Origin of the sequence: Kitasatospora sp. NPDC001527, from assembly GCF_040298605.1 — a bacterium.
In the GTDB taxonomy this organism is placed as follows: domain Bacteria; phylum Actinomycetota; class Actinomycetes; order Streptomycetales; family Streptomycetaceae; genus Kitasatospora.
The window spans coordinates 234,570-245,458 of the sequence record NZ_JBEPAM010000009.1 but is presented as its reverse complement, the minus strand read 5'-3'; the positions used below and the strand labels follow the sequence as shown (position 1 = coordinate 245,458).

The 10,889-nt window shown below is 73.1% G+C and carries 7 protein-coding genes; 3 read left to right on the top strand and 4 right to left on the bottom strand.

From position 1 onward, the window contains the following. Positions 1-140: 140 nt before the first annotated feature. Complete coding sequence (locus tag ABT238_RS12975; RefSeq protein ID WP_350572454.1) at positions 141-389, top strand: hypothetical protein; 249 nt, start codon at positions 141-143, stop codon at positions 387-389. Between the two features lie 373 nt (positions 390-762). Here ABT238_RS12975 and ABT238_RS12970 read toward each other — a convergent pair whose 3' ends face one another. The 4 genes from ABT238_RS12970 to ABT238_RS12950 form a co-directional block, all read right to left on the bottom strand. Further along, entirely contained in the window at positions 763-1,467 is a 705-nt protein-coding gene (locus ABT238_RS12970; protein ID WP_350757149.1) for a Fic family protein, read from the bottom strand. Next, complete coding sequence (locus ABT238_RS12965; protein WP_350757146.1) at positions 1,457-2,149, bottom strand: hypothetical protein; 693 nt, start codon at positions 2,147-2,149, stop codon at positions 1,457-1,459. The genes ABT238_RS12970 and ABT238_RS12965 overlap by 11 nt, the downstream gene beginning before the upstream one ends. A 274-nt stretch (positions 2,150-2,423) precedes the next feature. After that, the gene (locus ABT238_RS12960; RefSeq protein ID WP_350757143.1) at positions 2,424-5,690 is read right to left on the bottom strand and encodes a fibronectin type III domain-containing protein; all 3,267 of its coding nucleotides are present in this window, start codon (positions 5,688-5,690) and stop codon (positions 2,424-2,426) included. Between the two features lie 750 nt (positions 5,691-6,440). Next, complete coding sequence (locus tag ABT238_RS12950; protein ID WP_350757140.1) at positions 6,441-8,729, bottom strand: MMPL family transporter; 2,289 nt, start codon at positions 8,727-8,729, stop codon at positions 6,441-6,443. 176 nt (positions 8,730-8,905) lie between these two features. On the opposite strand from ABT238_RS12950, the gene ABT238_RS12945 reads away from it, so the two are divergent. Together ABT238_RS12945 and ABT238_RS12940 are read left to right on the top strand one after the other, a co-directional pair. Beyond that, positions 8,906-10,078 carry a sensor histidine kinase gene (locus ABT238_RS12945; protein WP_350757137.1) on the top strand — a complete coding sequence of 391 codons (1,173 nt, stop codon included), beginning with the start codon at positions 8,906-8,908 and terminating at the stop codon, positions 10,076-10,078. After that, a complete protein-coding gene (locus ABT238_RS12940) occupies positions 10,053-10,715 on the top strand; it encodes a response regulator (RefSeq protein WP_350757134.1) in 663 nt (220 codons plus the stop codon). The genes ABT238_RS12945 and ABT238_RS12940 overlap by 26 nt, the downstream gene beginning before the upstream one ends. Positions 10,716-10,889: the final 174 nt, after the last annotated feature.

Sequence of the window (10,889 nt, the reverse complement as noted above, 5' to 3'; positions counted from 1 at the left end):
TGCGCATGGACCTCACCCCGGAGTCCTGGGGCGTCGTGCGCAACACCCCCGGTGGCACGCCCGGCGCGCGGCCGGCTCTCTGCCATCGGCCACCCGGCCGTGAGCCGGAACCGGGCGGGTGAGGGACCGGTTGCACTCGCGTGAACCACCTCCGCCGCGCCGTTCGCGGTACCGCACTCCTCGTCACCCGTATCTGCACCGCCGTCGAGCGCATCGACGCCAGCGTCGAGGCCGCCCTGCGGGCCCGGCTGCGCCCGCTCGTCACCCGCCTGGCGGTCCTGCTGCAGCGGATGGCCGCCGCCAACTGCAGCGACGCCCTCACCCGCCATCTCCCCTGCCGTACCCGGGACCGCTCCGCAACCGCCGACCCTTCGCCGCTCGACGATTGACCGACCGCCGAGGACGCGGCCAAGTCGGCGGTACCGCCGCGTCCTGGCGGCCCCGATCAGTGGCTCACCGCTCGCTCACCCTCCTCCTGCGGGAACCCCGTTAACCCGTTCAACCCCCATCTGCGGTCGCCCGTGCCTGGGTAGAGTTCTCTCGCGCCCACCACGACGCACCCCAAAGGCCCGAAATGCCCGACTCCCAACTAGTTGCAGAATCCCGCCCTGCCGCCGCATAAACCCGCAGCTCACGAACTCTGCTCCCCGCGCACGCGGGGATGGTCCCGACGTGACCCCGTACGCGGAGGTCCCCCTTGCCTGCTCCCCGCACACGCGGGGGTGGCCCCGCCTGGTACGGCGTGCCGTTGGGCAACCGCTACTACCTGCTGCCGGCCCACGGCTGACCGGGAGCACCGGGGGCGGGAAGCCCGGCGGCGGCCGGGCTTTCCGCTCCGCCGGGGTGGTGGGAGCGGCGGTGGGAGGCGCGGATGAGGACGGTGACGAGGGCCGCCAGGTCTGCGGCGCCGGCCGGGTCGTCCGCGTAGCGTGCGACCGGCAGCGGGGAGACCTGGTCCAGTCGTACGCCGTCGAGGTCCAGGACGTAGGCGAGCGCGAGCAGGGCCGAGCGGGCGTTGCCGTCCGGGAAGGGGTGGAAGAAGGCGACGTCGAGGTAGGCCCTGGCCGCGCGGGCGGCCAGGGGAAGCGCCGGGTCGGCGCTCTGGTCCAGGCAGTGGGCGAAGTGCCGCCAGGTGGCGGGGGTCAGTCCGTAGCGCTCCCGCCCGCCCTTGGCGAAGGCGTCGGTCGTCCGGAAGCCGACGTCGGACCGGCCGAGCACGAGCCGTTGCCAGCCGGTGAGCAGGGCCGGGGTGAGGGGACGCCGACCGGCGGCGTCCCGGCGCGCGAGGGCGGTCGCGCGGAGCAGGCGCTCGGCGCGCCGCGGGCTCCGGCTGCGGACCGGGCCGTCGAACCAGGCGGTGAGCCCGTCGACGGCCGGTGTCACGGGCGCCTGCGGTCCCGCGCCGGCGGTCGCCCAGTCGACCTCGGTCCTGACCACGCACCAGACGGCGAGCGCGTCAGTGGTCATGGTGGCGCAGGTGCCCGTCCGTGCCGGTCGCCAGGGCCTCCGCGACGGCCTCGACCGTCGTGTCGGGCGGTGCGTTCCAGCTGTGGAACCGCCCGCCGATGGACGCCTTCACCAGCTCGGCCGCCTCCTCCCCGGCCAGGCCCGCGGAGGAGAGGTACCAGGTCAGCACCGTCCCGCAGAGCGCGTACCAGGCGTCCTCGGCGCCCGTGCGCTCGACGACCAGGGTCACCAGCCCGGCCGCCGCACGCTCCACGTGCCGCCTCCGGGTCTCCGCGTCCGCGCCGGCCGGCGGCGCGAGCTCGGCGAAGCGCTCGGCCAGCTCGGCCAGCCAGGCGCGCCATTCCAGGAGTGAGGCCACCACGACGGCGGCCGCGGCGTCGGGGCCGCCCTGCAGCGAGTGGTGGTCGCAGCACCAGCTCCGGACGACGCCGCCGTTGCCGCCCTCGCCGACCGCCCAGTGCCAGCCGCAGGCCCACGGGCCGTAGCGGGCCACCAGGATCTCCGTCGTCCGGGTGACGAACGCGAAGCGGCGGTCCCGGGGGGCGCTCTCGGAGGGCACCAGCGCGCGGACCTCCGCCGTGACCTCCGCCTCCTCCGCACGGCTCCACGCGAAGGCGTTCCGGTCGGGGTCGGCGGCCGACCACGACAGCAGGCGGGGCATCAGATAGTCATTGACGGACATGACGATCCTCCGATGATCGGTCAGACCGGGGGCGGTCGACCGTTCTGCGCGTGGATTCTCACAACGGGAAGGCCGCCCCGGTCATACGGTCCGCCGAGCCCGAACGGGACGACGTTCCGCGGCGGAGAGCGTCCCATGCCAACGGTCAGGAAGGCCCTCGCCGGTACCACCGCTGCGACCGGCCCGCCCGGTAGCGGACCCAGCGGGGCCGACCCGGGTACCACCACGCAGAGCGGCCGGGTCCACCACTCGGGGACCCGGCCGCTCGGAACCGTCAGGCGCAGGTGACCTTGCCCGCGGTGTCGGCGGTGCAGACCAGCGTGGCCGTACCGTTGTTGGGATCGCTCGGGTAGGGGCTGGCGGACAGGCGGGTCACGGTCACCGGGTAGCCGGTGCCCGGGGTCATCGGGCCGACGGTGAACGAGATCAGCGGGGTGACCCGGTGCGTGCCGGCGGCGATGGCCCCCGTGTCGCAGGTGTAGAGCCGCTGCGCCGTGTCGACGGTGCACCCGCCCGGGGCGGTGGGGTCGGAGAAGACGTCGGGGTAGCTGAGCTGGTACCGGACGTTCGTGGCGTCGCTCGTGCCCAGGTTCACCACGTCGGGCGTCACCTGGATCGTGCCGCCGTTCGCGGTGCCCGTCGTGGGTTTCAGAACGGGCAGCGGGTCGGTGGCCGGAGCGACCGGCGACAGGACCGAGGCGGGGCCCTGCCCGCGGCCGTTCACCGCGGTGACCTGCACCCTCGCGCCGTCGGCCTCGATCTGCGCGATGCGGTCGGCGGGGACGGCCAGCGAGGTCGCCGTTCCGGGCACGGTCCCCAGCACGGTCTCGGCGCCCGCCGGGTCGTCGGGATCGTCGACCACCGTGACGACGTACTCCTCGACGGCGCTGCCGCCGTCACCGGCCGCGGTCCAGCTGACGGTCGAGCCGTCCGGGCTGATCGCGGGGTGCTTGGGGGCGGCCGGGAGGCTCGCGCCGTGGTGGACCGCCGCCTGGGCGGTGGCGGACGGGCAGGTGGGCGTACCGGTGGTGGTGGCGGTGATCAGGTCGACGTAGTTCTGGGTGGGGCGGGGGTGCGGCGGGGTGTAGTGGCCGGTCTGGTCGACGGTGCCCAGCGAGCCCGGTGCCATGGACCAGGTGACCCCCTGGGCGGGGTCGCAACCCGCCGGCCAGTTCACGGTGTACTGCCGACCTGACGCCGTCGCCGCGGCGGCCGCATCCGTCCGCGCGTCCGCCGCGTCCCCCTTGGCCGCCGCGACCGCCGCGACCCCCTGCCCGCCGGACAGCGACGGTCCGGGGAAGGGCCCGGGAGCCTTGTACAGGTCGAAGGTCGTGTTGTAGACGACGCCGCCGAAGGAGAAGGTGGTCAGTTTGAAGTTGAAGAGGAAGAACACCGACACCTTCAGTGGCGCCGTCACCGTCAGCCATGGATCGGCGGAGGTGTCCGCGTTCACCTCGATGGAGGGCGCGATGTCCAGTTCCGGCCCGGCGACGCCGTAGATGAGGATCTTGAACGAGACGGGGAACGCGAAGGAGACCTTGGCCGCCGCGTTCAGCGTGTAGTCGAACTTGGTGACCGGGTCCTTGGTCAGGTCCGTCTTGTGCGTCTTCCCGGTGGCGTCCCGGCTGACCTTGCCGCCCATGGTCCGCTCGTAGGAGGCCGAGAACGAGAACTTGATCGATCCGTCGATCGAGGTCTGGGTGTACACCGTCAGCGAGGGGCAGAAGGCGATCGCGTACACGATCAGGCAGCTCGCCGGCGCGATGGTCAGCAGCGGCTCGCGCTGCGTCTCGTGCTTGTAGGCGATGCCCAGCTCGCCCTCGATCGACGCCTTCGCGGTGGCCGTCGCGGAGAAGTCGTAGGTGAAGGTCTTGCCGATGGGGTCGTACCAGGCCGCGTTGGGGTCGTCCTTGAAGTCGGCGCTGGCCTCCCAGTTGGTGGTCAGGCTCAGGGCCGCGGTGAGCTTCGCGGTGATCGAGGTGTTGTTGCCCAGCCGTTCCTTCATCTTGGGGTCGTTGTTCAGCTTCTCGGCGAGGTCGAGGGTGAAGGTCTTGTTGACGATCGGGACGCTGCCGCTCTGCGGCGCCAGCGACGCCTGGAAGTTCGGGTTGTGCATCTTGATCCGGTAGCCCTGGGCGCCGGAGGTCAGCCGGCTGCCGGTGGCGGTGAAGTCCAGGGACCGGAAGGCCTGTTGCAGCGGGGCCTGGCTGGTGGTCAGGGTCACCGTGTTGCCCGCGGTGCTGATCCGGTCCACGACGCGCAGCAGGCCGTTGTGGAGCAGCGGGTTGCTGCTCTCCCCCACGACGATGATGTTCTTGACCTTCAGGCCGGTCACCTGCGCGGGCGGGTCGGTGAACACCACGGTGCTGCCCGTGACCTTGGTGACGGCCGCGGCCGCGTCGGCGGACAGGAACACGGTGCCGTCCGCGAGGGCCGGGGCGGCGGCGGCCGTGACCGCGGCGCTGCCGGCGCCGGGGTTGCCGTCCTGCTGGGTGGCGGTGACCGTGACGGCGTACTCGACGCCCGGGGCCAGCGAGGAGAGCGTCGCCTGCGTCGTGGTGGCCGGGACGGTCGCCGCCACGGAGGGCCGGCCGGGCGCGGTCGCGTTGACGGTGTAGCCCACGATGGTGTTGCCGCCGTCGTCCAGCGGCGCGTCCCAGCTCACCTTCAGCGAGGTCGGATCGGGCTGGCTGCCGTCCGCGGCGGCCGGCGGCGGCCCGGCGGAGACGTCCTGCGGGGCGCCGGAGGTGTAGGCGGGCTTGGCGCTGACGGTTCCGTTGGCCTCGGCGCCGACGGTCTGGCTGTCGGAGACGCCGGCCGCCCCGGTCCCGGCGGCGTTGGTCGCGGTGATCGCGACCGAGTAGTACTTGCCGTTGACCAGCCCGGTGAGGGTGGTGCTCAGCACGTCGCCCGCCACGCTCGCGGTCACGCTCGCGCCCGGGCCGTTCGGGGTCGCGGTGACGGTGTAGGAGGTCACCGGCGAGCCGTTGGGGTGGGCGGGGTTCCAGGCGACGAGGAGCCCGGTGTCCCGGCCCAGCATGGTGGCCACGGTGGGGGCGAGCGGTGGCCGGGGCGTCTCCGGGCCGCCGATGAAGGCGGGGGACGCGCCCGAGACGGTGCCGCCGACGGTGGTCTCGGTGGCCCGGAACGCGTAGCTGACGTCGTTGGCCAGACCGCTGACCTCGACCACCGGCGGGTTGGCCGGGTCCGGCCGCTGCACCGTGCCGGTGGCGACCGGTGTGCCCGTCGCGTTGCCGGCGTCGTCCAGCGCGTAGGCGGCCACGTCCACCCGGGCCACCGCCTCCTGCGCGGTGTCACCGGGGGTGACGGTCACCCTCACCGTGCCGCTCGCGAACGGCTGCACGGAGTCGATCAGGGGCGCCTGCACCGTCTGCTGCGCCCTGGCCGCGGCCCCCGGGCGCTGCGGCGACGGGGCCGCGGACGCTCCCACGGTTCCCGCGCCGAGCCCCAGCACGATCGCGACGGCCAGCACCGAGCGGCCGCGTAAGCGTCCGGCCCGGGTCTTCCTGGAATGCCACATGGTCACACCTCTCCGCCCGCGGTACCCGGGGGTACCGCGGGCTCGGGGCCCCGGCGGCTGCCACCGGGGCCTGTTCTGGGTCGAACTGTCCTCAGTGCACGGTCGGGGCAGGCGAATCGATGTCCGGTGAGGGAGGATCCCGCGACCGGCCGGCCAGGGGTCGTCGGACCGGAGACCGACGAGGAGGCCGGAGGACGGGTGTGCTGCGTGCGCCGCGGTGTGCCCTCGTGGCCTGCCGCGACGCGGACGTGCGGATGTTCCCGGACCGAGCTGATACGCCTGGCAGGCACACCGGGGAGTTGCCCGTGCGCGGTGTGCTACCGGATTCGATGCTCGCACAGCCTCCACAAGCGGACGCGGGTTTTCCCAAATCCCGTGGGAAAAAGTTGACCTGACGCGTCAACAGCGCGCGAGGGGCCCGGCCGCCGATCGCGGCCGGGCCCGGTTCCCGAAGGGCGGGGAGAGTCAGGCGGGGCGGGGAGAGCCAGGCGGAGTGGGGAGAGCCAGGCGGGGCAGACGCCGGTGGTCCGGTCGACCGTCGCCGTCGAACGCCCGATCAACAAGCTCAGAGCATGGCGAGGCATCGCCACCCGATAGGACAAGAGCCCGGAGAGCCATACGGCGGGCCTCCACCTTCGCGGATCGATCATGTGGCTGAAGTCCCTGACTCCAGCCACATGATCCGAACCTTGAACAGCCCCTAGGTGACGCGCTGTGGTGCCGGACGCCAAGGGCGGGCAGGAGTTGGAGTCAACGGTCAACCGGCCGTGGACGCGGGGCCTCGCCCGTGGATCCGGCGTCGGTGTCGTCGGTGCCGACCGGGCCGCCGGGAAGCATCCGGTCCAGCCACTTCGGCAGCCACCAGTTGGTCCGGCCGAGGAGTGTCATGGTCGCCGGTACCAGCACCATGCGTACGACCGTGGCGTCGATGAGGATCGCGGTGGCCAGGCCGAGCCCGAACATCTTGGTGGAGGGGTCGTCGGCGACGGCGAAGGACAGGAAGACCGCCACCATGATGAGGGCGGCCGAGGTGATGATCCGGGCGGTGCGCGAGACGCCCTCGACGATCGCCGTACCGTTGTCGCCGGTGCGCAGGTACTCCTCGCGTACGCGGGAGAGGAGGAACACCTCGTAGTCCATCGACAGGCCGAACAGGATGGCGAAGAGGAACATCGGGATGAACGACACGATCGGAACCGTCGCTTCCAGCCCGATGAGTGCGCCTCCCCAGCCCCACTGGAAGACCGCGACCATGATGCCGTAGGCCGCGCCGATGCTCAGCAGATTCAGCAGTACCGCCTTGAGTGGCACGAGTATCGAGCGGAAGACCAGCATCAGCAGCAGGAACGACACCGCCAGCACGGCGGCGACGAACACCGGCAGGCGTTGGCTGGTGCGTTGGCCCACATCGGACAGGCTCGCGGCGGCGCCGCCGACGTGGGCCCTGGCCGGGCCGTGCCCGATCGCCGTGGGCAGCACGTCGGTGCGCAGCCGGGCGATGGTGTCGGCCGTGGCCTTGTCCTGAGGACTGGTGGTCGGGAACACCACGAGGGTCGCGATGCCGGTGGCCCGATCGATGTGCGTCGGCGCGACGGATGCGATGCCCGGATCCGCCGCGACCGCCCCGACGAGTCGGTCCAGCACTCCCGGATCACCGGCGGGGTCCGCGGCGATGACGAGGGGACCGTTGGTGCCCGGGCCGAACCCCTCGGCGACGAGGTCGTAGGCCCGGCGCTCGGTACGGCCGTGGGGCAGTGAGCCGTCGTCGGGCAGGCCGACGCGCAGGCCGAGCACGGGCAGCGTCGCGGTCAGCAGCAGCCCCGCCGCGCCGACCGCGTACGGCACCGGGTGCCGGCTGACGTGCCCGATCCAGCGACGCCACCCGGCGGCGTGGGCGGGGCCTGCCGCCGGGTCCCGCCGCCGTGCGAGTCGGCCCGGCTTCCTGGTCTGCAGAGCCCGGCCGATCCGGCCGATCCGGCCGATCCGGCCGGCCCGGGCCAGGCGTGGGCCGGCGGCGCCAAGGAAGGCCGGCAGCAGCGTCACCGACGCGACCACCATGGTCAGAACGACGATCGAGACGGCGAGCCCGCCCACCGTCATGAACGGCACGTTCGCGACCGCCAGGCCGAGGATCGATACGACGACGGTGCCGCCGGCGAAGACCACGGGCCTCCCCGCCGTGGCCACCGCTCGCCCCGCCGCCTCGCGGGGATCGAGCCCGCGCGCGAGGTACTCCCGGTGCCTGGCGAGCACGAACAGCGCGTAGTCGATGCCCACTCCGAGCCCGACCATGCTGCCCAGGACCGGTGCGAAAGTGGGGACGTCCGTCACCCCCGCCAGTACTGTCATCGTGGCGACCCCGACGGTGAGTCCGAAGACCGCCATGCCGATCGGCAGTGCGGCGGCGACGAGCGAACCGAACGCCAGGAACAGGATCGCGGCGGCGGCGAGGAGGCCGATCAACTCGCTCGCGCCGCCGTCGGGGTCGGAGAAGGCGTAGAAGAGGCTCCCGCCCATCTCGATGCGCAGGGGCAGTTCGGCGCGCAGCCGGTCGCCGAGATCGACGAGGGCGTCGAGGTCTTCGGCCGACAGCCGGCTCTGGTCGGGGTACTGCACCCGGACGACCGCGATCCGCCCGTCGACCGAGACGAGACCGCCGCGCACGGCGGTGTCCCCGCCTGCGTCGAGTGCCCCCGCCGGGTCGCTCGTGCCGAGCACGTGCGGCAGCCGCTTCACCTCGGTCTGCAGCCGCGTGAGAGCGGTGCGCGCACTGTCGTGGTCGAAGAACGTCGCAGCGCCGTCGAGGGGGGTGACGACCACTTGGGCGGTCATCCCCTCCTGGCCGGTACCGGCCCGCTCGATCAGTTCCGCGGCCCGCTGGGAGTCCAGTCCCGGAACCGTCATCGAATCCGCGTGCCGCCCGCCGAAGGCGACGGCGGCGAGGACGGCGAGCGTGGCGGCGACCAGCCATGCCGCGATCACCCGCCAGGGATGGCGGGCGGCGCTTGCGCCGAGGCGCAGCAGGGCTTTCGAGAGCATCGGGTCCTCCAACCACCTCGTCGGCCGTCCTTGTACGGCCGCCGATGCCGAGGCTCGCCGCCACGGCGCTCCGGCGGCATCGGCCCGCGGGCCGCGGATCCGTCGGCCCCGGGGCGGAGTGACGACCCGTCCTTTCGGCCGATGCGCGGCACGCCGCGGTCCCTAGGCTGAGAACCGTGCTCCGAGACGACCTGCGAACCCTGTGGACCGAACCCCGCCCGCCCGACGCGCCCGCCCGGGTGCGGCGGGATTGGGCGCTGCCCGCCGCGGGCCTTGCCGGTGTGGCACTGGAGGCCGCTCTGCGCGAGAACGTCGTGTGGCGTCCGGTGGCGGTGGTGTTCGCCGTCTGGCTGTGCCTGCTGCCCCCGTGGCGCCGGACCCGCCCGCTGGCGACGGTCACGCTGGCGTTCGGCTCGGTGATCCTGCTTCAGGTGGCCTCGCTCGTCACCGCACCGCGCGAGCCCGTCGGCCTGTACACCGGCGCGGTCGTGCTCGTGCTGGTGTACGCGCTGCCCCGGTGGGGATCGGGACGGGAGATCGTGCTGGGCGGCGCGATGATCGTCGCGGCGTACGGGCTGTGTGCCGTCACGGACGGGACCCCGGCCGTCGACAAGGTGGTGGGCTTCGTCTTCGGGCTGCTGCCCGGCGTGGTCGGGGCGGCGGTGCGGTTCCGGGTGACCGCTCGCGAGCGGCAGCTGGAGCAGGTGCGCTCCCGCGAGCGCGAGCAGCTCGCCCGGGAACTGCACGACACGGTGGCTCACCACGTGTCGGCCATGGTGATCATCGCCCAGGCCGGCCGGGTGCTCGCGGGCACCGACCCGTCCGCCGCGGTCGAGGCGCTGGAGGGGATCGAGGAGGAAGGGGCGCGCACGCTGGAGGAAATGCGCGCCATGGTCGCCGCGCTGCGCGACCGCGGGGTCGGCGCCGAGCTGGCGCCCCCTGCCGGCGTCGCGGATCTGGAGCGCCTGGTGCGCACCCCCGGTGGTCGCATCAGGGTCGACCTGGGGCTCGGCGGCGAGCTGGACACGCTGCCCCCGGCCGTGGACGCCGCCGTCTACCGGATCGTGCAGGAGTCGGTGACCAACACACTGCGCCACGCGGTCGACGCGACCGAGGTCGTCGTCCGGGTCGCCACGGAACGGCACACGGTACGGGTGAGCGTGCGGGACAACGGCCGGCGCACCGGCCGGGGTCGCGACGGATACGGACTTACCGGACTGCGCGAGCGCGCGACCCTGATCGGCGGCACACTACGAGCCGGCCCGGGCACCGACCGGGGCTGGCATGTCGAAGCCGAGCTGCCGAGAGCGAGGAGCGAGAGCGGTGTCCATACGCGTCCTCGTCGCTGACGACCAGACGATCATCCGCACCGGGCTGCGGATCATGCTGAACGCCCAGCCCGGCATCGAGGTGGTCGGCGAGGCCTCCGACGGACGGGAAGCGGTACGTCTGGCCCGCGAACTGCGCCCCGACGTCTGCCTGTTCGACATCCGCATGCCCGTACTCGACGGGCTCGAGGCCACCCGGCTGGTCGCCGGCCCGGGCGTCGCCGACCCGCTGGCCGTGGTCGTCATCACCACGTTCGACCTCGACGAGTACGTCTACGGCTCGCTGCGTGCCGGCGCCCGCGGATTCCTCCTCAAGGACACGGGACCAGACCTTCTGGCCCAGGCCGTACGGTCGGCGTCCGACGGGGAGGCGCTCATCGCGCCCAGCGTCACCGTCCGTCTGCTCCAGGCATTCGCGGACCTGCCCGCCGGCCGGCCCGCGGCCCAGCCGGTCTCACCCGTCACCGCCCGCGAGGAGCAGGTGCTCCTCGCCGTCGCTCGCGGGCTGACCAACACCGAGATCGCCGACGCACTGCACATCAGCCTCAGCACGGTGAAGACGCATCTGGCCAGCCTGATGGCCAAACTCGGCGCCCGCAACCGGGTCGAGATCGCGATGTGGGCCTACGAAACGCGCCGTATCCTCCCCGGAGCCTGAGCCGGGTGCCGGGCCGTGCCCCGTGAGTCCCCGCCCGTGAGTCCCCGCCCGGACATCGGTGGACCGGTCGGCTCACGTCGGCTCCACGTGCCGCACCCGCCCCGGAGCGTGACGCGCCAGGAGGCCGGAACCGGGACGGTGAGACACCCGATACGACAAGACTCCCGACAGCTA

Excerpts from the sequence above, each read along its gene's own strand:
- ABT238_RS12970 (WP_350757149.1), bottom strand. The coding sequence starts at position 1,467 with ATGACCACTGACGCGCTCGCCGTCTGGTGCGTGGTCAGGACCGAGGTC.
- ABT238_RS12965 (WP_350757146.1), bottom strand. The coding sequence starts at position 2,149 with ATGTCCGTCAATGACTATCTGATGCCCCGCCTGCTGTCGTGGTCGGCC.
- ABT238_RS12950 (WP_350757140.1), bottom strand. The coding sequence starts at position 8,729 with ATGCTCTCGAAAGCCCTGCTGCGCCTCGGCGCAAGCGCCGCCCGCCAT.
- ABT238_RS12960 (WP_350757143.1), bottom strand. The coding sequence starts at position 5,690 with ATGTGGCATTCCAGGAAGACCCGGGCCGGACGCTTACGCGGCCGCTCG.